This is a genomic window from Caballeronia glathei, assembly GCF_000698595.1.
Classification (GTDB): domain Bacteria; phylum Pseudomonadota; class Gammaproteobacteria; order Burkholderiales; family Burkholderiaceae; genus Caballeronia; species Caballeronia glathei.
The window spans coordinates 1-23,872 of record NZ_JFHC01000005.1 but is presented as its reverse complement, the minus strand read 5'-3'; the positions used below and the strand labels follow the sequence as shown (position 1 = coordinate 23,872).

19 protein-coding genes are annotated in these 23,872 nt (G+C 65.7%); 17 read left to right on the top strand and 2 right to left on the bottom strand.

Annotated elements, in window-relative coordinates; genetic code table 11:
- Positions 1-100: 100 nt before the first annotated feature.
- The 9 genes from hfq (at position 101) to BG61_RS05445 (ending at position 9,725) form a co-directional block, all read left to right on the top strand.
- Positions 101-337, top strand: a complete 237-nt coding sequence (hfq, locus tag BG61_RS05485) for an RNA chaperone Hfq (RefSeq protein ID WP_035930711.1) — start codon at positions 101-103, stop codon at positions 335-337.
- A 73-nt stretch (positions 338-410) separates the two neighbouring features.
- Positions 411-1,655 carry a GTPase HflX gene (gene hflX / locus BG61_RS05480; RefSeq protein WP_035930457.1) on the top strand — a complete coding sequence of 415 codons (1,245 nt, stop codon included), beginning with the start codon at positions 411-413 and terminating at the stop codon, positions 1,653-1,655.
- A gap of 46 nt (positions 1,656-1,701) precedes the next feature.
- Complete coding sequence (hflK, locus tag BG61_RS05475) at positions 1,702-3,096, top strand: FtsH protease activity modulator HflK (protein WP_035930708.1); 1,395 nt, start codon at positions 1,702-1,704, stop codon at positions 3,094-3,096.
- Between the two features lie 11 nt (positions 3,097-3,107).
- Positions 3,108-4,001, top strand: coding sequence for a protease modulator HflC (gene hflC, locus BG61_RS05470; protein ID WP_035930707.1), 894 nt, complete (start codon positions 3,108-3,110; stop codon positions 3,999-4,001).
- A 40-nt stretch (positions 4,002-4,041) separates the two neighbouring features.
- Positions 4,042-4,233, top strand: a complete 192-nt coding sequence (locus BG61_RS05465; RefSeq protein ID WP_035930454.1) for a DUF2065 domain-containing protein — start codon at positions 4,042-4,044, stop codon at positions 4,231-4,233.
- A 44-nt stretch (positions 4,234-4,277) separates the two neighbouring features.
- Positions 4,278-5,429 (top strand): ATP phosphoribosyltransferase regulatory subunit, encoded by a 1,152-nt coding sequence (locus tag BG61_RS05460; RefSeq protein WP_035930451.1) that lies wholly within the window; start codon positions 4,278-4,280, stop codon positions 5,427-5,429.
- A 140-nt stretch (positions 5,430-5,569) separates the two neighbouring features.
- Positions 5,570-6,916: an adenylosuccinate synthase gene (locus BG61_RS05455; protein WP_035930447.1), complete on the top strand. Its 1,347-nt coding sequence runs from the start codon at positions 5,570-5,572 to the stop codon at positions 6,914-6,916.
- A gap of 101 nt (positions 6,917-7,017) precedes the next feature.
- Positions 7,018-7,578: a phosphoribosyltransferase gene (locus tag BG61_RS05450; protein ID WP_035930445.1), complete on the top strand. Its 561-nt coding sequence runs from the start codon at positions 7,018-7,020 to the stop codon at positions 7,576-7,578.
- A gap of 254 nt (positions 7,579-7,832) precedes the next feature.
- Positions 7,833-9,725 (top strand): potassium transporter Kup, encoded by a 1,893-nt coding sequence (locus tag BG61_RS05445; RefSeq protein ID WP_035930441.1) that lies wholly within the window; start codon positions 7,833-7,835, stop codon positions 9,723-9,725.
- An 82-nt stretch (positions 9,726-9,807) separates the two neighbouring features.
- On the opposite strand, the gene BG61_RS05440 is transcribed toward BG61_RS05445, so the two are convergent.
- The gene (locus tag BG61_RS05440) at positions 9,808-12,156 is read right to left on the bottom strand and encodes a Tex family protein (protein ID WP_035930703.1); all 2,349 of its coding nucleotides are present in this window, start codon (positions 12,154-12,156) and stop codon (positions 9,808-9,810) included.
- Positions 12,157-12,429: 273 nt separating this feature from the next.
- Between BG61_RS05440 and BG61_RS05435 the strand changes: the two genes are divergently transcribed.
- From BG61_RS05435 to BG61_RS05425, 3 genes are all read left to right on the top strand, one after another.
- On the top strand, positions 12,430-13,230 hold the full coding sequence (locus BG61_RS05435; protein WP_051672310.1) for a hypothetical protein: 801 nt from the start codon (positions 12,430-12,432) through the stop codon (positions 13,228-13,230).
- A 76-nt stretch (positions 13,231-13,306) separates the two neighbouring features.
- Positions 13,307-13,537: a DUF465 domain-containing protein gene (locus BG61_RS05430; RefSeq protein ID WP_051672303.1), complete on the top strand. Its 231-nt coding sequence runs from the start codon at positions 13,307-13,309 to the stop codon at positions 13,535-13,537.
- A 121-nt stretch (positions 13,538-13,658) separates the two neighbouring features.
- Positions 13,659-15,929 carry a DNA repair helicase YoaA gene (locus BG61_RS05425; RefSeq protein ID WP_035930438.1) on the top strand — a complete coding sequence of 757 codons (2,271 nt, stop codon included), beginning with the start codon at positions 13,659-13,661 and terminating at the stop codon, positions 15,927-15,929.
- 51 nt (positions 15,930-15,980) lie between these two features.
- Here the strand turns inward: BG61_RS05425 and BG61_RS05420 are convergent, their stop codons facing one another.
- On the bottom strand, positions 15,981-16,814 hold the full coding sequence (locus BG61_RS05420) for an outer membrane protein assembly factor BamD (protein WP_035930686.1): 834 nt from the start codon (positions 16,812-16,814) through the stop codon (positions 15,981-15,983).
- Between the two features lie 42 nt (positions 16,815-16,856).
- Here BG61_RS05420 and BG61_RS05415 point away from each other — a divergent pair, with 42 nt between their 5' ends.
- The 5 genes from BG61_RS05415 (at position 16,857) to BG61_RS05395 (ending at position 23,662) form a co-directional block, all read left to right on the top strand.
- Positions 16,857-18,122, top strand: a complete 1,266-nt coding sequence (locus BG61_RS05415) for an RluA family pseudouridine synthase (protein ID WP_035930434.1) — start codon at positions 16,857-16,859, stop codon at positions 18,120-18,122.
- On the top strand, positions 18,119-18,964 hold the full coding sequence (gene pgeF, locus BG61_RS05410; RefSeq protein ID WP_035930431.1) for a peptidoglycan editing factor PgeF: 846 nt from the start codon (positions 18,119-18,121) through the stop codon (positions 18,962-18,964). Before BG61_RS05415 ends, pgeF begins: the two co-directional genes overlap by 4 nt.
- 593 nt (positions 18,965-19,557) lie before the next feature.
- Positions 19,558-21,573, top strand: coding sequence for a class I poly(R)-hydroxyalkanoic acid synthase (phaC, locus tag BG61_RS05405; RefSeq protein WP_035930429.1), 2,016 nt, complete (start codon positions 19,558-19,560; stop codon positions 21,571-21,573).
- Positions 21,574-21,652: 79 nt separating this feature from the next.
- The gene (locus BG61_RS05400; protein ID WP_035930415.1) at positions 21,653-22,834 is read left to right on the top strand and encodes an acetyl-CoA C-acetyltransferase; all 1,182 of its coding nucleotides are present in this window, start codon (positions 21,653-21,655) and stop codon (positions 22,832-22,834) included.
- Between the two features lie 87 nt (positions 22,835-22,921).
- Complete coding sequence (locus tag BG61_RS05395) at positions 22,922-23,662, top strand: 3-ketoacyl-ACP reductase (protein WP_035930412.1); 741 nt, start codon at positions 22,922-22,924, stop codon at positions 23,660-23,662.
- Positions 23,663-23,872 lie beyond the last annotated feature (210 nt).

The window sequence follows — 23,872 nt, the reverse complement described above, 5'->3', positions numbered from 1 at the left end:
GGTGCGAAAATGAAAATCGGCTATAGTGTAGCGATTGTTGGCGGATCTCTTTTTCTTCGCTCACAATCATGTCAACCTGCAAAAAAATACGGAGTTTGCTATGAGCAACAAAGGGCAATTGTTACAAGACCCGTTTTTGAACGCACTGCGTAAAGAGCACGTGCCGGTGTCGATCTACTTGGTCAACGGCATCAAGCTTCAAGGGAACATTGAATCGTTCGACCAGTACGTCGTGTTGCTCCGGAATACGGTTACCCAGATGGTCTACAAGCACGCGATTTCGACGGTCGTGCCGGCCCGTCCGGTGAATTTCCACCCGGACGCTGAAACGTCCTAAACCTCGTCGCGACCGGCGGACCTACGTCGATAAAAAAGCTATTCGCCGGTCGCTTCAAAACGAAAACCTCAATTTGATCAACGCAGCGCTTGTCGGCATCGACTTCGGCAAAATCGATTTCGAAGCCAGTCTTGAAGAACTCAGTCTGCTCGCCCAAAGTGCGGGCGCCAATCCCGCTGTCACGCTCACCGGCCGCCGTACGAGTCCCGACGCCAAGATGTTCGTCGGCAGCGGCAAGGTCGAAGAACTGCGCCTCGCGTGCGAAGCGAACGACGTCGAACTCGTCATTTTCAATCATGCTCTCGCGCCGGCGCAGCAGCGCAATCTCGAGGTCGCGCTCAACCGCCGCGTCGTAGACCGCACGAGCCTCATTCTGGATATCTTCGCGCAGCGCGCCCGCAGCCACGAAGGCAAGCTGCAGGTCGAACTCGCGCAGCTGCAGTACCTGTCGACGCGGCTCATTCGCGCGTGGACCCACCTGGAGCGCCAGAAGGGCGGTATCGGCTTGCGCGGGCCGGGCGAGACGCAGCTCGAAACCGACCGCCGGCTGATCGGCGAGCGCATCAAGGCGCTCAAGGCGCGGCTCGAGAAGCTGCGCCGCCAGCACGGCACGCAGCGGCGCCAGCGCGTGCGCAACCGGACGATGTCGGTGTCGCTCGTGGGCTATACGAACGCGGGCAAGTCCACGCTGTTCAATGCGCTGACGAAGGCGCAGGCGTACGCCGCCGACCAGCTGTTCGCCACGCTCGACACCACCTCGCGCCGCGTGTTTCTCGGCGAGGAGGCGGGGCATGTGGTCGTGTCGGACACGGTGGGTTTCATCCGCGAACTGCCGCACCAGCTGGTCGCGGCGTTTCGCGCGACGCTCGAGGAAACCATTCACGCCGACCTGCTCCTGCACGTGGTGGATGCGTCGAGCGCGGTGCGCCTCGATCAGATCGACCAGGTGAACGAGGTGCTGCGCGGCATCGGCGCGGACACGATTCCGCAGATTCTCGTCTTCAACAAGATCGATGCGGTGCCCGAACTGGCGGCCCGCGGCGACGCGGTTGAAAGGGATGAGTATGGTAATATTTCGCGCGTCTTTTTGAGCGCACGCACGGGTCAGGGGCTCGATGCGCTGCGCGCTGCCATCGCCGAAATCGCTGCATCGGATTCCAGCGGATTCAACGAACCAGCCGAATTCGCGGAATCGGAGCAATCCACGGAATCACCCGAATCAACGCAAGCCTCGCCGTACGACGGAACCGCGCTACCGGAAGACCACCGGTCAGCCGACGAGAGTGACGACCGCAAGGTCCCCGAGCACGGGCTCTGACCTGTTCCGATTTGCATTGACCGGCTGTCTAATGGTGAATCACCGAGTGAACGACTACAACGAGCGGAGTAACCGGCAGCCCTCGCATGCCGTCTTTTCGATCGACGACCCGCGCTGGGGGCGGGGCGACAGCAATGGCGGCACCAAGAACGACCAGAAGCGGCCGCAGGATCCGAAGCGCCCGGGCAACGGCAAGAACGGCGACGGCCCGCCCGATCTCGATGAAATGTGGCGCGACTTCAACCGGCGCCTCGCCGGCCTCTTCGGACGCAAGCCCGGCAACGGCGCCCCGCGCACCGACAACGGCCGCGGCGCGCGCATCGGCGTGGGCATCGTCATCGGCGTGCTGATCGCGATCTATCTCGGCAGCGGCGTGTTCGTCGTGCAGGACGGGCATGTCGGCGTGGTGTCGCAGTTCGGGCAGTTCAAGTCGACAGCGATCCAGGGCATTCACTGGCGTCTGCCGTATCCGTTCCAGACGCACGAAATCGTCAACACGTCGCAGATCCGCTCCGTCGAAGTGGGCCGCAGCAACGCGGTCACGCAGGCGAACGTGCGCGATGCGTCGCTGCTCACCAACGACGCCGATATCGTCGACGTGCGCTTTGCCGTGCAATACCAGATCAAGTCGCCGACCGACTACCTCTTTCGCAACCTCGATCCCGACCAGAGCGTGATGCAGGCGGGGCAGGCCGCGATCCGCGAGATCGCCGGCGCGCAGACCACCGACGACCTGCTCTACAAGGACCGCGAGACCTTGCGCGCGCGTCTCATCGACACGATCCAGCGCTCGCTCGATGCCTACAAGACGGGCCTTCAGGTGACGGGCGTCACGCTGCAGAGCGTGCAGGTGCCCTCGCAGGTGCAGGCGGCATTCGAGGAAGCGGCGAAGGTGCGCCAGGACAACGAACGCGCCCGCGACACGGCGCAGGCCTACGCGAACCATCTGCTGCCGCGCGCGAAGGCCGATGCGGCGCGCACGATCGACGAGGCGAGCGCCTACAGCAATCGCGTGGTGACGCAGGCGCAGGGCGATGCCGAGCGCTTCAAGCAGGTCTACGCAGAATATTCGAAGGCTCCGGCCGTGATTCGTCAACGCATGTACCTGGACACGATGCAGCAGATCTACTCGCGCACCACGAAGGTGTTCGTCGACGGCAAGGGGGGCAACAACGTGCTGTATCTGCCGCTCGACAAGCTCGCCGACGCCAGCCGTCAGCGCGCCGGCGAAGCGGCCGGCACGGCGCCCGCCAGCGGCGCGGCGGCGACGCCGGGCGCCACCGAGGCGCAGCAGGCACGCGCGGCGAGCGCCGCGGCGGCATCGGCCGTGGCGGCCGCGCCGGCCAGCGCCGCAAGCGGTGCGAGCCAGGGCGCGGCGGGCGATCCGTCGCGTTCGCGCGATGCGTTCCGCTCGCGCACGCGTCAAGACGACCTGCAATGAGGAGCGCGATCATGAATCGAATCGTTGCGCTCGTCGTCGCTGTCGTCATCGTGCTGTTCGTGGGCTCGTCGATGATGTTTGTCGTGGACGAACGGCATGCCGCCATCGTGTCCGCGCATGGCGAAGGCAATCCGAAGCTCGACGGCCCCGGCCTGCACTTCAAGCTGCCGCCGCCTTTCCAGACGCTCACGCTGATCGACACCCGCACGCTCACCATCGACGAAACCGGCTCCGACCGCTTCACGACGTCGGACAAGAACGAGGTGCTGGTCAACACGGTGATCAAGTACCGCGTGGCCGATCCGCTCAAGCTTTTCGAAAGCAACGAGAAGAACACGCAAAGCGCGCAGGAGCGTCTCACCGCGCTTGCCCGCACGGCGCTTGCCAGCGCGTTCACGAAGCGCTCGCTGAACGATGTGCTCGCCCAGCAGCAGGCGATCGGCACCGAGGCGCAGAAGGCGATCGAAGCGCCGGCAGCGGTGTTCGGCGTGGAACTCGTCGATCTGCAGATGACGCGCATCGACTTTCCGCCGGCCGTCGCCGACTCGGTCTACAAGCGCATGATCGCGGCGCGCCAGCAGGCGGCGGCGGACGAGCGCGCGAAGGGCACGGCCGAAGCGGACAAGATCAAGGCCGACGCCGACCGCCAGCAGGAAGCGATTCTCGCCGAGGCTTACAGCCAGGCGCAGACGATCAAGGGCGAGGGCGACGGCAAGGCTGCATCGATAGCAGCGGACGCCTACGGCCGCGATCCGCAGTTCTACCAGTTCTACCAGAGCCTCGAGGCGTATAAGAAGACGTTCAAGCCGGGCGACGTGATGGTCGTCGATCCGGGCAGCGAATTCTTCCGCTTCATGCGGGGCCCGAACGGCGGGGCAGACGCAGCGCCTGCGCTCAAGCGCTGAAACGTCCGCGCGCCGGGGCTTGCCCGGCGCCTTCAATAAAATGGATATGGCTGCAACGTTACTGCTCGCGCTCGCGCTGATGCTGATCATCGAGGGAATGTTTCCGTTCGTGTTCCCCACCGCGTGGCGCGATACGTTCCGCAGGATCGCCGAGCGGCCGACCCACCATATCCGCATCGGCGGCCTGATCGCGATGGCGCTCGGCCTGATCCTGCTTCTGATCGCGACCTGAGGCGTCCCGCTCTTCGCCCTCAACACCCCGTAGGAAACGCATAGATGTCGACCTGGTTACTTCCCGAGAACATTGCCGACGTGCTGCCGTCGGAAGCCCGCAAGATCGAGGAGCTGCGCCGGCGCCTGCTCGACCGGTTCCGTTCGTACGGCTACGAACTCGTGATGCCGCCGATGCTCGAATACCTCGAGTCGCTGCTGACGAGCGGCGGCACGGACCTCAATCTGCGCACGTTCAAGCTCGTCGACCAGTTATCCGGGCGCACGCTCGGACTGCGTGCGGACATCACGCCGCAGGTGTCGCGCATCGACGCGCATCTGTTGAACCGGCAGGGCGTGACGCGCCTCTGCTACGCGGGCAACGTGCTGCACACGCGTCCGCGCGGCCTGCACGCGACGCGCGAGCAGATCCAGATCGGCGCGGAAATCTATGGCCACGCGGGCCTCGAAGCCGATCTCGAAATCCAGACGCTGATGCTCGACTCACTGCATCTCGCGGGTCTGACGAAAGTGCGGCTCGATCTGTGCCACGCGGGCGTGCTGGCGGCGCTGCTCGAACTGGAGCCGGCGGCGGCGTCGCTCGGCGAGGCGCTCTACGACGCGCTCGGCGCGAAGGACGTGCCGCGCCTCTATGAACTGACGGCCCATCTCGGCCAGGTGCCGCGCGAAGCGCTGCGCGCGCTGCCGTCGCTGTATGGCGACGCATCCGTGCTCGATACCGCCCGCGGCCGTCTGCCGAACCTGCCGGTGATCGCCCGTGCGCTCGACGACCTCGCGTTTCTCGCGTCCCAGGTCGAGAGCGCCGAACTGATGATCGACCTCGCCGACCTGCGCGGCTATGCCTATCACAGCGGCGTGATGTTCTCGGCGTATGTCGACGGCGTGCCGAACGCGGTCGCCCGCGGCGGCCGTTACGATGACGTCGGGCTCGCGTACGGCCGCGCGCGCGCCGCCACGGGCTTTTCGCTCGATTTGCGCGAAGTCGCGCGCATTTCGCCGATCGATGCGCGCGGCAGCGCCATCCTCGCGCCGTGGAAGCACGACGAGCCGCTTCGCGCGGCCGTCGCGGCCCTGCGCGACGCGGGCGAAGTGGTGATCCAGGCGTTGCCCGGCCACGATCACGATCTGGACGAATTCGCGTTCGACCGCGTGCTCGTCGAGGGCGACGGGCAATGGACCGTCGAGGCCCGAAACTAGGCGCTCACGCGCCATATCCTTGATCGGCCACGGCTTTTTTCAGCGTCCGCTGATCGACATGCGTTCGCGCGCAGCCCGAAAAACTCGGAACCTGCCGCGAACATAGGTAAAATACGTTTTTAACCAGCTAACAAATTGACATGTCTGCCAGTGCAGTGAATGTGAACCCGGGGCGCAATGTCGTCGTGGTGGGCACCCAGTGGGGTGATGAGGGCAAAGGCAAGATCGTCGACTGGCTGACGGACCACGCCCAGGGCGTCGTGCGTTTCCAGGGCGGTCATAACGCGGGCCACACGCTCATCATCGGCGGCAAGAAAACCATCTTGCGCCTGATTCCCTCGGGCATCATGCACGCGGGCACGGCGTGTTATATCGGCAACGGCGTCGTGCTGTCGCCGGAAGCGCTCTTCAAGGAAATCGGCGAGCTGGAAGCCGCGGGCGTCGACGTCCAGAAGCGTCTTTTCATCTCCGAAGCGGCCACGCTGATCCTGCCGTACCACGTTGCCATCGACCAGGCCCGCGAAGCGCGCCGCGGCGCGGGCAAGATCGGCACGACCGGGCGCGGCATCGGCCCGGCGTACGAAGACAAGGTCGGCCGCCGCGGACTGCGCGTCCAGGATCTGTTCGACGCGCCGGTTTTCGCCGAACGCCTGCGCGAAACGCTCGACTTCCACAACTTCGTGCTGACGCAATACCTCGGCGCGGCAGCGGTCGACTATCAGGAGACACTCGACACGATGCTCGGCTACGCCGATCGCCTCGCGCCGATGGTCACTGACGTGTCGCGGCGTCTGTATGACGAAAACCATGCGGGCCGCAATCTGCTGTTCGAAGGCGCGCAGGGCACGCTGCTCGACGTCGACCACGGCACGTATCCGTTCGTCACGTCGAGCAATTGCGTCGCGGGCGCGGCAACCGCCGGCGCGGGCGTCGGCCCGCAAAAGCTCAACTACATTCTCGGCATCACGAAGGCGTATTGCACGCGCGTCGGCGCGGGTCCGTTCCCGAGCGAGCTGTACGACGCCGACAACGCCGAGCGCCAGGAGCAGGTCGGCCTCACGCTTGCCACCGTCGGCAAGGAATTCGGCTCGGTCACGGGCCGGCCGCGCCGCACGGGCTGGCTGGATGCCGCCGCGCTGCGCCGCTCGATCCAGATCAACGGCATCTCGGGCCTGTGCATGACGAAGCTCGACGTGCTCGACGGCCTCGACGAAGTGAAACTGTGCGTCGGCTACACGCTCGACGGCAAGCCGGTGGACATCCTGCCGCGCGGCGCGTCGGAAGTGCAGCGCTGCGAGCCCCTGTACGAAACGTTCGGCGGCTGGAAGGAAAGCACCATCGGCATCACGCAATGGGATGGCCTGCCTGCAAACGCGCGCGCGTATCTCACGCGCATTCAGGAAGTGGCCGGCGTGCCGATCGACATGGTGTCGACCGGACCGGACCGCGACGAAACCATCCTGCTTCGCCATCCGTTCAAGGTCTGAGCGCGTTTCGCTCGACCGGGACTGATTGTTTCAAAAATGTGGCCGCACTGAGCGGCCACATTTCGTATTCAACCGCAGTATGCATTTGAAAGAGTAAGAGAATGATCGCGATGACGGACCCGCGCAACGACGACAAGAATCTCTGGGTCGGCTGGGATGAATATCACCGGCTGATCGAACTGCTCGCGTTGCGCGTGCACGAATCCGGCTGGAAGTTCGACAAGATCCTGTGTCTTGCGCGCGGCGGGCTGCGCGTGGGCGACCAGCTGTCGCGCATCTACGACCTGCCGCTCGCGATACTCGCGACGAGCTCCTACCGCGAAGCGGCGGGCACCGAGCAGGGCGCCCTCGACATCGCCCAGTACATCACGATGACGCGCGGCGACCTGTCGGGCAACGTGCTGCTGGTCGACGACCTGGTGGATTCCGGCGTGACCCTCGCGCGCGTGCAGGAGCATCTGAAGGAACGCTATCCGGCGATCACCTCGGTCCGCTCGGCGGTGCTGTGGTACAAGGCGTGCTCGAAGGTAAAGCCCGACTACCACGTGCAGTATCTCGAAACGAACCCGTGGATTCATCAGCCCTTCGAAGAATGGGACACGGTGCGTCCGCACAATCTCGGCGCGTGGATCAAGCGCGGCATGCAGGACGGCCGCGGCTGAGCCGGTCTCTCGCCAATCTCTCCCGACGCCGTTCGCTCATGCCCCGGGCATGGCCGAACGGCGTTTTTCATGGGCGTCGGAAGATGCGTGGCCTTTGAGCAAAACGTCCGCCGATGCACCGCCGCGCCGCGTGCGCAATGCTAAACTCGCCTTTCCCGGCCCACGTGGCGCCCCGACAACACGGGGACTGGCGTTTTTGCGTGCGACGTTAGAATGGCGTTCGTTTTTTCCGCCCCAAACGGATACTCGCGTTTATGACTAACATGACTCACGCGCAAGAGCGCAAACAGCCTCTTTCGACGCTCGCGCTCGCCGCCATCGGCGTCGTGTTCGGCGACATCGGCACGAGTCCCCTGTATGCGCTCAAGGAAGCGTTCAGCCCGTCGCACGGTATCGCGCTCTCGGAGGCGTCGATTCTCGGTGTGATCTCGCTGATCTTCTGGGCGATCGTGATCGTGGTCGGCATCAAGTACGTGCTCTTCGTGATGCGCGCCGACAACAACCGCGAAGGCGGCGTGCTCGCGCTCATGACCCTTGCGTTGCGCACTTTCCGCGAGTCGGGACGAATGTCCGGCGTGCTGATGATGCTCGGCATCTTCGGGGCCTGCATGTTCTACGGTGACGCGGTGATCACCCCGGCGATGTCGGTGATCTCGGCCGTGGAGGGCCTCGAAGTCGCGGCGCCCAAGCTCACGCCGTACGTGATTCCCATCACGATCGTCATCCTCGTGATGCTGTTCTGGATCCAGCGGCGCGGCACGGCGGTGGTCGGCAAGTGGTTCGGGCCGATCATGGTGCTCTGGTTCGCCACGCTCGCCGTGCTCGGCGTGTATCACATCGTGCTGGAGCCCGGCGTGATCGTCGCGCTCAATCCTTACTACGCCATGTCCTTCATGGCGGAGCACGTGCTGCAGGCCTACATCGTGCTGGGCTCGGTCGTGCTGGTGCTGACCGGCGCGGAAGCGCTCTACGCCGACATGGGCCACTTCGGCGTGAAGCCGATTCGCTATGGCTGGTACGGTCTCGTGATGCCGTCGCTCCTGCTCAACTACTTCGGCCAGGGCGCGCTCCTGATGCACTCGCCGCACGCCGTCGAAAGCCCGTTCTTTCTGCTCGCTCCCCAGTGGGCGCTGCTGCCGCTCGTGATCCTCTCGACGATCGCAACCGTCATCGCATCGCAGGCGGTCATTTCGGGCGCCTTTTCGCTCACGAGCCAGGCGATCCAGCTCGGCTACGTGCCGCGCATGAAGATCCTGCATACGTCGGATCTCGCGATCGGCCAGATCTATATCCCGCTCGTGAACTGGATGCTGCTTTTCATCATCCTGTGCATCGTGATCGGCTTCAAGAGTTCGGAAAACCTCGCGGCGGCATACGGCCTCGCCGTCACTGCGACGATGATCGTCACCACGATGCTCGCGTCGGTCGTGATGACCAAGCTCTGGGGCTGGAACAAGGTGCTCGTCACCGCCATCATCAGCGTGTTCTTCCTGATCGACCTGGGCTTTTTCGGCGCGAGCCTGCTGAAGATCGAGCAGGGCGGGTGGCTGCCGCTTTGCATCGGCGGGGCGCTGTTCTTCCTGCTGATGACCTGGTACAAGGGCCGCATGATCGTGAAGGACCGCACGGCCGCCGACGGCATTCCGCTCATGCCGTTCCTGCAGGGGCTGCTCGCGCACCCGCCGCACCGCGTGTCGGGCACGGCGATCTATCTGACGGGCAGCGATTCGCTCGTGCCGGTGAGCCTCTTGCACAACCTGAAGCACAACAAGGTGCTGCATGAGCGCACGATCTTCCTCAACTTCATCACGCGCGACATTCCGTATGTCGACGACGCCGAGCGGCTCGAGGTGAAGGACATCGGTGGCGGGCTGTTTCTCGTCAAGGCCGCGTACGGGTTCAACGAGACACCGGACGTGAAGGCCGTGCTCGAGCAGATCAGCCGCACGCACGCGATGATCTTCGAGCTGATGGACACGTCGTTCTTCATGGCGCGCGAAACGGTCGTGCCGACGGAATTGCCGGGCATGTCGGTGTGGCGCGAGCGCGTGTTCGCGTGGATGCACCAGAACGCCGCCAAGCCGACCGACTTCTTCAGCATTCCGGCAAACCGCGTGGTCGAACTGGGGACGAAGATCGAGATCTGATCGTCGATCGTCGTTTGCATCTGAAACGAAAAAGCCGTTCCGAATCGCTTCGGAACGGCTTTTTTCTTGCCTTTGGACCGCGTTAGCGCTTGAGTTTCGCGAACGCCGCCGCCATCGCGCCCGAAGCCTCCGGCTCGCGCCGCCCGTTGCCGCGCGCGTCGCGGTTGCTCCCGCCGCCGCGCCGATCCTGGGCGCCACGTTGCGAGCCTGCGCCCGCGCCCGCCGAGGCGCCGGGAGCGGCGAAGTCGTCGTCGAGCCGCATCGTCAGTGAAATGCGCTGGCGCTTCACGTCGGTTTCCAGCACCTTCACCTTCACGACCTGGCCCGCCTTCACGACTTCGTGCGGGTCCTTGATGAACTTCGTCGACATCGCCGAGACGTGCACGAGTCCGTCCTGATGCACGCCGATATCGACGAATGCGCCGAAAGCCGCGACGTTCGTCACCACGCCTTCCAGCACCATGCCCGGCGCGAGATCGGAAATCTTCTCGACGCCTTCGCGGAACGTCGCCGTCTTGAACTCGGGGCGCGGATCGCGGCCCGGCTTTTCGAGCTCGGCAAGAATGTCGCGCACGGTGGGCAGCCCGAAGCGCTCGTCGACGAATTCCGCCGGCGACAGCCCCGACAGCGCCTCGCGCTTGCCGAGCACGTCGGCGACGTGCTTGTTGATCTTCGCGAGAATGCGCTCGACGACCGGATACGCCTCGGGGTGCACCGACGAACGGTCGAGCGGATTGTTGCCGTTGTTGATGCGCAGGAACCCGGCGGCCTGCTCGAACGTCTTGTCGCCGAGACGCGGCACCTTCTTCAGATGCTCGCGCGACGGGAACGGCCCGTTCGCGTCGCGGAAGTCGACGATATTGCGCGCAAGCGTCGCGTTCAGGCCCGACACGCGGGCGAGGAGGGCCACCGACGCCGTGTTCGCATCGACGCCGACCGCGTTCACGCAATCCTCGACGACTGCGTCGAGCGAGCGCGCGAGTTCGCGCTGGTTCACGTCGTGCTGATACTGCCCGACGCCGATCGCCTTCGGGTCGATCTTGACGAGCTCCGCGAGCGGGTCCTGCAGCCGGCGGGCAATCGACACGGCGCCGCGCAGCGACACGTCGAGGTCCGGAAACTCCTTCGCGGCAAGCTCGGAAGCCGAATAGACGGACGCGCCCGCTTCGGACACGACGATTTTCTGCAGTTTCAGCTCGGGATGCTTCGCGATCAGCTCGCTCGCCAGCTTGTCGGTCTCACGCGACGCCGTGCCGTTGCCGATGCTGACGAGTTCCGCCTGCGTCGCGCGCACGAGACGCGCGAGCTTCGCGAGCGAGCCGTCCCAGTCGCGGCGCGGCTCGTGCGGGTAGATGGTGTCGGTCGCGAGCAACTTGCCCGTGCGATCGACCACCGCGACCTTCACGCCGGTGCGCAGGCCCGGGTCGAGTCCGATCACGGCCTTCGGGCCCGCTGGCGCGGCGAGCAGCAGGTCCTTCAGATTGCGCGCGAACACGCGGATCGCCTCCGCTTCCGCCTCTTCGCGCAACTGCGTGAGCAGTTCGTTCTCGATGTGCGGCTGCACCTTCACGCGCCAGCACCAGCGGCAGACGTCGGAGAGCCATTTGTCGGCCGGGCGGCCCTGATTCGCGATGCCGAAGTGCTGGGCGATCATCGCTTCGCCGGGGTGGGGCACCAGCGCGTCGAGTTCCTCGCCCAAACCGAGCTTCACCATCAGCACGCCGGCGTTGCGTCCGCGAAAGAGCGCGAGCGCGCGATGCGACGGCACCGTGCGGATCGTTTCGCTGTAGTCGTAGTAGTCGCGGAATTTCTCGCCTTCCTCGCCTTCCTTGCCGTCGATAACCTTCGACATCACGCTGCCCTGGTTGAACAGGTAATTGCGCAGCTTGCCGAGGATGTCGGCCGTTTCGCCGAACTGTTCGGAGAGAATGTCGCGCGCGCCGTCAAGTGCGGCTTTCACGTCCGCGACGCCTTTCTCCGCATCGACGAACTTCGCGGCTTCGGTCTGCGGATCGAGTGCCGGATCGGCGAGAAGCGCCTGTGCGAGCGGCTCGAGCCCGGCTTCGCGGGCGATCTGCGCGCGCGTGCGGCGCTTCGGCTTGTAGGGGAGATACAGGTCTTCGAGAACCTGCTTGCTGTCGGCGCCTTCGATCGCGGCACGCAGTTCGTCAGTCAGCTTGCCCTGCTCGTCGATGCTCTGAATGATCGACGCGCGGCGGTCTTCGAGTTCGCGCAGGTACATGAGCCGCTCTTCGAGCGTGCGCAGTTGCGTATCGTCGAGATTGCCGGTCACTTCCTTGCGATACCGGGCAATGAACGGGACGGTTGAGCCTTCATCGAGGAGTTGCACGGCGGCGGCGACCTGGCGCGGCTGCACGGTCAACTCGGTGGCGATGCGCTGTACGATCTTGAGTGCTACGGTTTCCGTCATGGGTTTCTGCACTGCCTGCTGGCTCATCAAGGGCATCGGCGCTCCCCTCGTGTCGCTCGTGGCGAGCTTTAAGGGCGCGAGCACGTCGGCCGGGTTGGTGAAGCGGGGCATTTTGCCATAAATGCGAAAGGGCTCTGGCGGGCGGTGATAGAATTTCGGGATCGTTCAAGCCGCCTGTCTACCACGTTGCCGACCTCCCGCCTTTCACACGCATTGCCCTGCGCATCGTCCGCGATTGCGCCGGATCCCGCAGTCGTTTCGTCCTCTGCCGTGCTGCGGCTCGCGGGTGTGGTGGCCATCGCGTGGTCGCTCTTGCTGCTGCCGCAGGCAGCGTCCGCACAGACGCCAAAGCCGATCGACGCGACGACGTCCGTGACCGAAAAGCCGCTCGACGATGCAGCGGGCACGCCGGCCGGCAACGATTTCGAAAGCCGGCAGAAGGCGCTGGACCTGCGCTCGGAAGAGAACAATTATCGCTATGGCGTCGCGCAGCACAATTGTTATAGCAAGTTTTTCGTGAATCACTGCCTCGACAACGCGCGCAACGCGATGCGCGTGGTCCGGCAGCAGATCCGTACGGAACAGCTTGCGCTCGATGAAGAGCAGCGCGTCCAGCACGCGAGCGAGCGCGACCGGCAGACGGCGATCAAGCGTGCGCAGTACGAGGCGGACGCGCCGGCGCGCGCGACGACCGAAAAGTCGAACGAGGCGAGCTTCGCCGAAAAGCAGCGCCAGAACGAACTGGCTGCTGCCCAGCGCAACGCGGAAGAGCCGCAGCGCGCGGCAAATCAGGCCGCGTACGATCGCAAGCAGGCCGACTACCAGAAGCAGCTCGACGAGGCGCGTGCGCGCGGGGCGCAGGATGCGCGCGATCGCGACCAGAAGGCGCAGCGCTTTGAAGAGAAGCAACGCGAGGCGGCGCTGCACAAGGCGGAAGTCGAGGCGCGCCAGAAGGAGGCGGCCGCGAAGGAGCAGCAGCGCGCGCTCGACGCGCAGAAAGAGCAGGCGCGCCAGCAGCAGATCAAGCAGCAGCAACAACAGCAACAGCAACAGCAACAGCAGCAAAGCAAGTAGCATCTTCGGGCCGTACAGCAACCTCGGGCGACGCGGTGCCATCGGGCGCCGCGTCTCGTAACGAGAGGAGGCGAGCATGCAGCAACGTTTGACCGCAGCGCCAGCCGTAGCAATCGATGCAGCCGTGATCCGCGAGCGCATTGCACAGTTGCAGTCGGAGCATCATGGCCTCGACAGCCTGATCGGCAGGATGGCCAACGTGCCCGGCATCAACGACCTGGAGTTGAGGCGCCTGAAAAAGCGCAAGCTCAAAGTGAAAGACACCATCATCCTGCTGCAATTGCAGCTGGAACCCGACGCGCACTGAAGCGCGCCAAAGCGACCCGCGCTCCGGCGCCTTGCCGCACGTTTGCCCCGCGTTTGGCCCGTGTCGTGCCGCGCGGGGCCGCGGCTCGCGGGCCGCATCGCACAAGCAGGAACCGCTCGCCTTGAATTCACCCGCAACCCTATCGAACACAGACGCGAACACAGGCGCGAAAGCGGCCGGTCATGCCGCCGAAGGCGCCGCGCCGCTCATGCTCGCGGACAAGCGCCGCGCCGAGCTGGACTCGATCTTCTCCGCCGACGGCCTGCTTGCGCGCGCCATCGAAGGCTATCGCGCACGCGCCTCGCAAATCGAGATGGCGCGCGCCGTCGCCGCCGCGATGGAGGCGTCCGGCCGCGCGATGCCCGAACCCGCGATGTTCGAGGCGCAGCGCCGCCCCGCGCGCAGGCTCGGGCCGTCGGACAAGCCGTACGAACCCGGCGAGCAGCCGGCGGACGACCTCGGCATCGCCACGGCGACGGCCGCGATCGACGGCGGCGAGAACACGCTGATCGTCGAAGCGGGGACGGGCACCGGCAAGACCTACGCCTATCTCGTCCCGGCGATGCTCTGGGGCGGCAAGGTGATCGTCTCGACCGGCACCAAGCACCTGCAGGACCAGCTGTTCCAGCGCGACATCCCGACCGTGCGCGATGCGCTCGCCGTGCCGGTGTCGGTGGCGATGCTCAAGGGCCGCGCGAACTATCTGTGTCACTACTACCTGCAGCGCACCGCCGACAACGGCCGCCTGCCGACGCGCCAGGACACGTCGCATCTGCAGGAGATCATCCGTTTCGCGAAAATCACGCGCACCGGCGACAAGGCCGAGCTCGCGAGCGTGCCGGAGAATTCGCCGGTCTGGCCGATGGTCACGTCCACGCGCGACAACTGTCTCGGCCAGGAATGCCCGCATTACAAGGAATGTTTCGTGATGCACGCGCGCCGCGAGGCGCAGCAGGCGGATATCGTCGTGGTGAACCATCACCTCTTCTTCGCCGACGTGATGCTGCGCGACACCGGCATGGCCGAGCTGCTGCCGACCGCGAACACCATCATCTTCGACGAGGCGCATCAGCTGCCCGAGACGGCGACGCTCTTTTTCGGCGAAACGGTCTCGACCACGCAGTTCCTCGAACTGGCCCGCGATTCGGTGGCGGAAGGCCTCGGCCACGCCCGCGACGCGACCGACTGGACCAAGCTCGGCGCCGCGCTCGAGCGCGCGGCGCGCGACGTGCGCCTTGCGTTCCGGGAGGATTCGGTGCGCATGTCGCTCGGCCAGCTCGCCGACGATCATCCGCTTTTCGAAGCGCTCGACACGCTGCAGACGCACCTCGACGCGCTCGCCGCCGCGCTTTCGGCGCACGCGGAGCGCGCCGAGTCGCTCCAGGCGCTCGTGCGCCGCGCGCGCGAACTGCAGGGGCTGCTGTCCGGCTGGACTTCGCCGCCGACATCGACGGAGCGCGCGGTCGTCGAGGACGAGGCCGCCGCGAAAGAAGCCGCGATGACCGATCCGAACGAGAAGGTGCGCTGGATCGAAGTGTTCTCGCACACGGTGCAATTGCACGAGACGCCGCTTTCCGTTGCGCCGATCTTCGCAAAGCAGCGCGCGGGCGTGCCGCGCGCGTGGATTTTCACGTCGGCGACGCTTTCCGTGCGCGGCGACTTCACGCACTACGCCGCGCAGATGGGGCTCAACGCGCGCCGCTCGATGACGCTGCCGAGCCCGTTCGACTATCCCACGCAGGGCCTTCTGTACGTGCCGCGGAACCTGCCGCAGCCGTCGTCGCCGCAGTTCACCGATGCGGTGTTCGAAGCGGCGCTGCCGGCGATCGAGGCTTCGGGCGGCGGCGTGTTCGTGCTGTGCACGACGCTGCGCGCCGTCGACCGCATCTCGATGCGCCTGCGCGACACGCTCGAGCGGCGCGGCTGGGACTATCCGCTCCTCGTGCAGGGCGACGCGAGCCGCACCGAACTGCTCGATCGCTTTCGCGCGTACGGCAATGCGATCCTGGTGGGGAGCCAGAGTTTCTGGGAAGGCGTGGACGTGCGCGGCGATGCGCTCTCGCTCGTCGTGATCGACAAGCTGCCATTCGCACCGCCCGACGACCCGGTGCTCTCGGCGCGCCTCGAAGCGCTGACGAAGAAGGGCCTGAGCCCGTTCGCCGTGCATCAGTTGCCGCAGGCGGTGATCACGCTCAAACAGGGCGCGGGACGCCTGATTCGCGCGGAAACCGACCGCGGCGTGCTGATGATCTGTGACACGCGTCTCGTCGACAAGCCTTATGGCCGGCGCATCTGGCAGAGCCTGCCGCCATTCAAGCGTACGCGCGAGATCGATGTCGTGCGGGAGTTCTTTGCCGATCCGGCGGGCGCAGTGGCAGAGGCGGAGGAATAAAAAAACCGGCCAGAAGTGGCCGGTTTTTTCATGCTGCCGCGAGCGTGCGGCTTACCAGATCTGGTACCACGCCTTCTCGGTGCCGGGGCGGCGCTTGCCGGTGACATACGGGCTGTCCGGGAACGTGGCGGCGAGCACGCGCTTGGTGTCGTCGGCGAGTTGCGGCTGATCGAGCCTCTGATACGACAGCATCATGATGTGCAGCGCGTCTTCGGTGGCGGGCGCGTTCTTGTATTCGCGGATGGCGAGCTGCGCGCGGTTGATCGCCGCAACGTAGGCGCCGCGCCGGAAGTAGTAGTCGGCGGCGTGGACCTCGTGCGACGCCAGCGCGTTCACGATATAGCGCATGCGCTGCGCCGCGTCGGGCGCGTACTTGCTGTCCGGATAACGGTCGACGACCACCTTGAACGCGTCATACGACTCGCGCAGCGACTTCGGGTCGCGCTCGCTCATGTCCTGGCCGGAGAAGCGGCCGAAGAGACCCAGGTCGTCGTTGAAGTGGATCATGCCCTTCAGGTAGTACGCGTACGCGATCTGGGGGTGATCCGGATGCAGCTTGATGAAGCGGTCGATAGCCTGGTCGGCGGCGGCCGTTTCGCTATCCTTCCAGTTGCAGTACGCAACGTTGATCTGCGCCTGCTGCGCGAACTGGCCGAACGGGTCGCGTCCTTCGAGGTTTTCGAAGTATTTCGCGCACTTGCCCCAGTCGCCGCCGGAAAGCGAGTCCTGCGCCTCCGTATATAATTTGTTGTTATTCCATGTTGCCGTCTCGTCGGTCTTTTCGGGCAGGCCGTGGCAACCCGCGACAATGGCAACGCCAGCGGCCAGCGCCAGGTACTTGATCGATTTCTGCATCGATTGATGAATGGTGTTCAGGGCTCGCATCAGTGCTCGCATTTCCTAGCTATTTCCTGGCTTTCCGTCTAAATGACCCGCTCAAGTACTCGTCGTACCAAAGATCGCAACGAAGATTATAGCCCAAGCGCCACGCCCGACGACGCTCGTCCGGCCGATTCGGAGCCTGCCTGCCCGCCCGCCGGGCCGGGCGGGCAGGCGGGCGCAGAGGGCGCCGGCGCGGTGCCGACCATGCTCGCCGAGCGCCGCGCCGACGCCGAAACGCCGCGCGTCGCGAGCGTTCCGGACGAACTCGCCGGCGAGCGCCTCGACAAGGTGCTCGCGAAGATGTTTCCCGAGTTCTCGAGAAGCCGCCTGCAGGGCTGGATCGAAGCACAGCGCGTGCGCATCGACGGCGCGCCCGCGAAGGTCCGCCAGCCGGTGCCGCTTGGCGCCAGCATCACGCTCGTGCCCGACCTGCTGCCCGAGCAGCTCGCGTTTACGCCGGAGCCGGTGCCGCTCGACATCATCCATGAAGACGACGCGCTCGTCGTCATCAACAAGCCGGCCGGCATGGTCGTGCATCCCGCGGCGGGCAACTGGAGCGGCACGCTGCTCAACGGCCTGCTGTACCGCTACGGCGAGGCCGCCTCCGGGCTGCCGCGCGCGGGCATCGTGCACCGGCTCGACAAGGAGACGTCGGGGCTGATGGTGGTCGCGCGCACGCTGGAGGCCCAGACGCTCCTCACGCGCCAATTGCAGGCTCGCACGGTCAAGCGCCGCTACGTCGCGCTCGTGTGGGGCAACATGCCGGACGAAGGCACGATCGACGCCCCGATCGGCCGCGATCCGCGCGACCGCACCCGCATGGCGGTGGTCGAGAGCGCGTCGGGCAAGCACGCGCGCACGCACTTTCGCACAATCGACCGCGCGCTGTGGCATGGGCAGCCGGTGTCGGCGATCCATTGCGATCTGGAAACCGGCCGCACGCACCAGATCCGCGTGCATTGCGCGCACAGCGGCCACCCGCTGCTCGGCGACCCGGTCTACGGACGCGCGCGCGGCAAGCGCTCGGTCACGCCGCTGCCGGGCGGCTTCGAGCGTCAGGCGCTGCATGCGTGGCGGCTCGGCCTGATTCACCCGTCGACGGGCAAGGACGTGCACTGGCGCGCCGACGTGCCCGCGGACATCGAGGAACTCGCGGCGGCGCTCGGCCTCGGCCGCGACGAAGACGCGGATCTCGACGGCGACGAGGACGACTTCATCGAGCAATATGAGATGGACGAGGCCTACGAGATCCACGAAGGCGGGGAAGGCGGCGAAGAAGTCGAAGGCGACTACGAGGACGACGAAGAATGAGCGAGGGTTTCGCGCCGCTGCGTAACGAGGACTGCCTGTGGCCGCAATGGCGCGTGTCGCCGCGCGTGCGCGCGTTCGTCACGACGCGCAACGGCGGGGTCAGCCTGCCGCCGTACGGCGGCTCGCCTGGCGCGGGCGGCATGAATCTCGGCCTGCACACGGGGGATTCGCCCGTTGCCGTAGCGGAGAACCGGGCTCGCGTGATGGCGCTGACGCAGGCGCCCGCCGCCGCGTGGCTCGAACAGGTTCACGGCGCCGACATTCAGGACGCGGGCGCGGTCATCGACCGCTGTGCGGGCTCGCCTTCGCAGGCTGCGCAGCCGGTCAAGGCCGACGCGAGCGTGACCGGGAGCACGGGCGCGGTGTGCGTCGTGATGGTGGCGGACTGCCTGCCGGTGCTCTTGTGCGACGAGTCCGGACGCGCGGTCGGCGCGGCGCATGCGGGCTGGCGGGGCCTGGCCGCGGGTATCGTGGAGAAGACGGCCGACCGGGTGGCCACGCTCGCCGGCGCCAGCACGGCGAGCCTGCATGCGTACCTCGGGCCGGCGATCGGCCCGGCGGCGTTCGAAGTGGGCGAGGACGTGCTCGACGCGTTCGTCTCGGCCGCCGATGCCGCGCAGCGCGACGCGACCGCCGGCGCCTTCACGCGGGCGCAGGCGCCGCACAAGTACTTCTCGGACATCTATGCGCTCGCGCGGCTGCGGCTTGCAGTCGCGGGCGTCGACCCTGCGCGCGTGCAGGGCGGCACGCACTGCACGGTCACCGAGCGCGAACGCTTCTATTCGTATCGGCGGGACCGCGTGACGGGCCGCATGGCCGCGATGATCTGGCTCGCCGACTGAAACCTGCCGCGCCCGGGCGCCGCCCACGCGAAAGGGTTGCCCGGGCATTGCGAAGCGGCCTTATTCGGCATCGAGCGATCTAAGGCGGCATCAAGCGGCGGCATCGAGCGATCTCAGGCGGCATCAAGCGGCGTCAAGCGGACTTCAGGCGGCCTTTTATCGGCCGCGAGCGGATTTGTCAGACACGGTTTCGCGGATCCCGGGTGATCGCATCCGGAATCCCGCTTCGACCGGCACATCGTACCGGCCGGGGGTTTCCTGCACTGCTCGATTTCGGTTGATATTCCGCGTCCGCGGGGCCCTGGACTGCCGACGGGAAGGGCCGTGCATGCGTGCTCACGGAAGATGAAATGATCGCATGGGGAAAACGATAATTAAAAAAATATCGCACTGCGGCAAAATCGGGGCAAAGCATTGACATGCCTGATCCTCGGGAGCAAGAATGTTCCCGGAATGTCAAATATCGGGCACGACGTGGCAAGGTCACCTTCCACCGCGCAGTAGCGCGTCGCATTGCGCGCTGGTCTCGGCGAGCCCTACACAGCGCCTGCAACAGCAATCAGTCTTTCGAGACTCACAGGTCAAAAGCGGGTATGGCTGCCTCCAAAACTTCTTCTTCAACTTCCCGCCCAGATACCGCCGACAGCACATCGGCCGGAACGCGTCCCGCCGACACGGCCGGCGTGCAGCAAGTGTTCGAGCAATGGCTCAACGCATGGCGTTCGGTCGCCGATCCGTCACAGTGGACGACGCTCGCGCAGCAGGCGCAGCCGGGTCAGCCGACTGGCCCCGACGGCGGCAATGCCGCAGCGTCGGCAGCGGCATCGGCCAATCCGTTCGCCGCTTTCGCAGCTGTTCCCGGAATGCCGGCGGCGCCGTTCGCGATGCCGACGGTGCCTGATTTCGCGAAGCTCGGCACCATGCCCGACTTCTCGAAGCTCGCGGGCAGCATGCCCGGCTTCGGCGCCGCGATGCCTGCCATGCCGGCGATGCCGCAGATTCCGGGCGCGGCCATCGCGCCGGAGCGTCTTCAGCAGTTGCAGGGCGACTATTCGCGCGATGTGATCGACCTGCTCAAGCAGGCGAGCGCGCAGAGCATCGACCCCGCAGCGCTGAAGGACCGGCGCTTCAGCACGACGGCGTGGCAGTCCACGCCGGCTTACGCGTTCACGGCCGCGTGGTATCTGCTCAACGCGCGCTATCTCCAGGAACTCGCCGACGCCGTCGAGGCCGATCCCAAGACGCGCGAGCGCATCCGCTTCACGGTGCAGCAGTGGACGGCCGCGGCCTCGCCGAGCAACTTTCTCGCGTTCAATCCCGAAGCGCAGCAGACGCTCATCGAGAGCAAGGGGGAGAGTCTGCGCCAGGGCATGCTGAATCTGCTGCATGACATGCAGCGCGGCAAGATCTCGCAATCCGACGAGTCGCGTTTCGTCGTCGGCAAGAACATCGCGACGACGGAAGGGTCGGTCGTGTTCGAGAACGACCTGCTGCAACTGATCCAGTACAAGCCGCATACGGAAGAAGTCTTCGAGCGGCCGCTCCTGATCGTGCCGCCGTGCATCAACAAGTTCTACATCCTCGACCTGCAGCCGCAGAGCTCGCTCGTCGCCCATGCGCTCGATGCCGGCCATCAGGTGTTCATCCTGTCGTGGCGCAACGCGGATCAGTCGATCGCGCACAAGACCTGGGACGACTACGTGCAGGAAGGCGTGCTCGATCCGATCGAAGCCGTCAAGGCGATCACCGGGCGCGAGCAGATCAACACGCTCGGCTTTTGCATCGGCGGAACGATCCTCGCTACCGCGCTTTCGGTGGCGGCGGCGCGCGGCGAGCACCCGGCGGCGTCGATGACGCTCCTCACCGCGATGCTCGACTTCTCCGACACCGGCGTGCTCGACGTCTTCGTCGACGAGGCGCACGTGCAGATGCGCGAGCAGACGATCGGCGGCAAGGGCGGCACGCCGCCCGGGCTCATGCGCGGCTTCGAGTTCGCGAACACGTTCTCGTATCTGCGCCCGAACGATCTGGTGTGGAACTACGTCGTCGACAACTACCTGAAGGGCGCAACGCCGCAGGCGTTCGATCTGCTCTTCTGGAACAGCGACTCGACCAATCTGCCGGGGCCGATGTGCGTCTGGTACCTGCGCAACACGTATCTGGAAAACAAGCTGCGCGAGCCGGGCAAGGTCACGACGTGCGGCGAACCGGTCGATCTGTCGCGCATCGACGTGCCCACTTTCATCTACGGTTCACGGGAGGACCATATCGTGCCCTGGACGTCGGCGTACGCGTCGGCGCCGCTCCTTGCCGGGCCGCAGAAATTCGTGCTCGGCGCTTCGGGGCACATTGCGGGCGTCATCAACCCGCCGGCGAAGAACAAGCGCAGCTTCTGGATTCTCGACACCGACGACAAGGCGTTGCCGGCGGACCCGGACGCCTGGCTCGAAGCCGCGACGGAGCATCCGGGAAGCTGGTGGCCCACCTGGACCGCTTGGCTCGACGGCTACGCGGGCAAGAAGACGAAGGCGCCGGCGGCGCCCGGGTCGAAGCAGTACCCTGTCATCGAGCCGGCCCCCGGCCGCTATGTGCTGCAGCGTGACCAGTAACCGTTTCGTCGTCCGGCCGTGCGCGACGCGCGCGGCATGACGACCCCGCTTTAACATTCGTTGCCAGAGGAAACTGAAAATGACTGACGTAGTGATCGTATCGGCCGCACGTACCGCGGTCGGCAAATTCGGCGGGTCGCTCGCGAAGATCGCAGCACCCGAACTGGGCGCAACCGTGATCCGCGCGGTACTCGAGCGCGCGAACCTGAAACCCGAGCAGGTGAGCGAAGTGATCCTCGGCCAGGTGCTCGCCGCCGGCTCCGGACAGAATCCCGCACGCCAGTCGCTCATCAAGGCGGGGCTGCCCTCGGCCGTTCCCGGCATGACGATCAACAAGGTCTGCGGCTCGGGCCTGAAGGCGGTGATGCTGGCGGCCAACGCGATCATCGCAGGCGACGCCGACATCGTGATCGCGGGTGGCCAGGAAAACATGAGCGCCGCGCCGCACGTGCTGATGGGCTCGCGCGACGGCTTTCGCATGGGCGACGCGAAGCTGATCGACTCGATGATCGTCGACGGCCTGTGGGACGTGTTCAACCAGTACCACATGGGCACGACCGCCGAGAACGTCGCGAAGGAATACGGCATCTCGCGCGAGGATCAGGACAAGTTCGCGGCGCTCTCGCAGAACAAGGCCGAAGCCGCGCAGAAGTCGGGCCGCTTCAACGAGGAGATCGTGTCGGTCGACATTCCCCAGCGCAAGGGAGACCCCGTCAAGTTCGCCACCGACGAATTCGTGCGCCACGGCGTGACGGCCGAAGCGCTCGGGAGCCTGAAGCCCGCCTTCTCGAAGGAAGGCACGGTGACGGCCGCCAACGCATCGGGCCTGAACGACGGCGCGGCCGCCGTGATCGTGATGTCGGCGAAGAAGGCCGAGGCGCTCGGCCTCACGCCGCTCGCGCGCATCAAGGCCTACGCGAACGCGGGCGTCGATCCGAAGGTGATGGGCATGGGCCCGGTGCCGGCATCGAAGCGCTGTCTGGAGCGCGCGGGCTGGTCGGTGGGTGATCTCGATCTGATGGAGATCAACGAAGCGTTCGCGGCGCAGGCGCTCGCGGTGCACAAGCAGATGGGCTGGGACACGTCGAAGATCAACGTCAACGGCGGCGCGATCGCGATCGGGCACCCGATCGGCGCGTCCGGTTGCCGGATCCTCGTCACGCTGCTGCACGAAATGCAGAAGCGCGATGCGAAGAAGGGCCTGGCGTCGCTGTGTATCGGCGGCGGCATGGGCGTGGCGCTGGCGGTCGAGCGTCCGTAAGAGCGAAGGCCAGAACGGGCAAGGGCCAGGCGGGAAGCGCACGGGCAGCAGGCGGGCGCTTCCCGCATAACGAAAATGGAGTGAGGAATGACGAAACGCATAGCGTACGTGACGGGCGGCATGGGCGGCATTGGCACAAGCATCTGCCAGCGTCTGCATAAGGACGGCTATACGGTCGTCGCGGGTTGCGGCCCGAACTCTCCGCGCCGTGTCAAATGGCTCGAGGAACAGAAGGCGAACGGCTATGACTTCATCGCGTCCGAGGGCAACGTCGGCGACTGGGAGTCCACCAAGAACGCCTTCGACAAGGTGAAGGCCGAAGTCGGCGAGGTCGACATCCTGGTGAACAACGCGGGCATCACGCGCGACGTCGTGTTCCGCAAGATGACGCACGAGGACTGGACGGCCGTCATCGACACCAACCTGACGAGCCTCTTCAACGTGACCAAGCAGGTGGTCGACGGCATGGTGGAGCGCGGTTTCGGGCGGATCATCAACATTTCGTCGGTGAACGGCCAGAAGGGGCAGTTCGGCCAGACGAACTACTCCACGGCGAAGGCCGGCATCCACGGCTTCACGATGGCGCTCGCGCAGGAAGTGGCGACCAAGGGCGTGACGGTCAACACCGTGTCGCCAGGCTATATCGGCACGGACATGGTCAAGGCGATCCGCCCCGAGGTGCTGGAGAAGATCGTCGCGACGATTCCGGTGCGCCGTCTCGGCCGCCCGGACGAGATCGGCTCGATCGTGTCGTGGCTGGCATCGGAGGAATCGGGCTTCTCGACCGGTGCGGACTTCTCGCTCAACGGCGGGCTGCACATGGGCTGACGGGCGATGGCTCGCGCGGCCTGGAACCGCGCGAGCCGTCACTTGCCGGAAAACGAACCGGCGGCAACGCTCTATGCGTCAACGCAGGACACGTTTGCTGCCACCGCAGTAAGGTTTTGCGTTTAAAGGCGTTAAATGACCACTACTACTACAAAGAAACCCGCCGAACGACTCATTAAAAAGGCCTCTTTTGAATTCTCAGTGGGTGGT

Excerpts from the sequence above, each read along its gene's own strand:
- hfq (WP_035930711.1), top strand. The coding sequence starts at position 101 with ATGAGCAACAAAGGGCAATTGTTACAAGACCCGTTTTTGAACGCACTG.
- hflC (WP_035930707.1), top strand. The coding sequence starts at position 3,108 with ATGAATCGAATCGTTGCGCTCGTCGTCGCTGTCGTCATCGTGCTGTTC.
- BG61_RS05465 (WP_035930454.1), top strand. The coding sequence starts at position 4,042 with ATGGATATGGCTGCAACGTTACTGCTCGCGCTCGCGCTGATGCTGATC.
- BG61_RS05460 (WP_035930451.1), top strand. The coding sequence starts at position 4,278 with ATGTCGACCTGGTTACTTCCCGAGAACATTGCCGACGTGCTGCCGTCG.
- BG61_RS05455 (WP_035930447.1), top strand. The coding sequence starts at position 5,570 with ATGTCTGCCAGTGCAGTGAATGTGAACCCGGGGCGCAATGTCGTCGTG.
- BG61_RS05450 (WP_035930445.1), top strand. The coding sequence starts at position 7,018 with ATGATCGCGATGACGGACCCGCGCAACGACGACAAGAATCTCTGGGTC.
- BG61_RS05445 (WP_035930441.1), top strand. The coding sequence starts at position 7,833 with ATGACTAACATGACTCACGCGCAAGAGCGCAAACAGCCTCTTTCGACG.
- BG61_RS05440 (WP_035930703.1), bottom strand. The coding sequence starts at position 12,156 with ATGACGGAAACCGTAGCACTCAAGATCGTACAGCGCATCGCCACCGAG.
- BG61_RS05430 (WP_051672303.1), top strand. The coding sequence starts at position 13,307 with ATGCAGCAACGTTTGACCGCAGCGCCAGCCGTAGCAATCGATGCAGCC.
- BG61_RS05420 (WP_035930686.1), bottom strand. The coding sequence starts at position 16,814 with ATGCGAGCCCTGAACACCATTCATCAATCGATGCAGAAATCGATCAAG.
- BG61_RS05415 (WP_035930434.1), top strand. The coding sequence starts at position 16,857 with ATGACCCGCTCAAGTACTCGTCGTACCAAAGATCGCAACGAAGATTAT.
- pgeF (WP_035930431.1), top strand. The coding sequence starts at position 18,119 with ATGAGCGAGGGTTTCGCGCCGCTGCGTAACGAGGACTGCCTGTGGCCG.
- phaC (WP_035930429.1), top strand. The coding sequence starts at position 19,558 with ATGGCTGCCTCCAAAACTTCTTCTTCAACTTCCCGCCCAGATACCGCC.
- BG61_RS05400 (WP_035930415.1), top strand. The coding sequence starts at position 21,653 with ATGACTGACGTAGTGATCGTATCGGCCGCACGTACCGCGGTCGGCAAA.
- BG61_RS05395 (WP_035930412.1), top strand. The coding sequence starts at position 22,922 with ATGACGAAACGCATAGCGTACGTGACGGGCGGCATGGGCGGCATTGGC.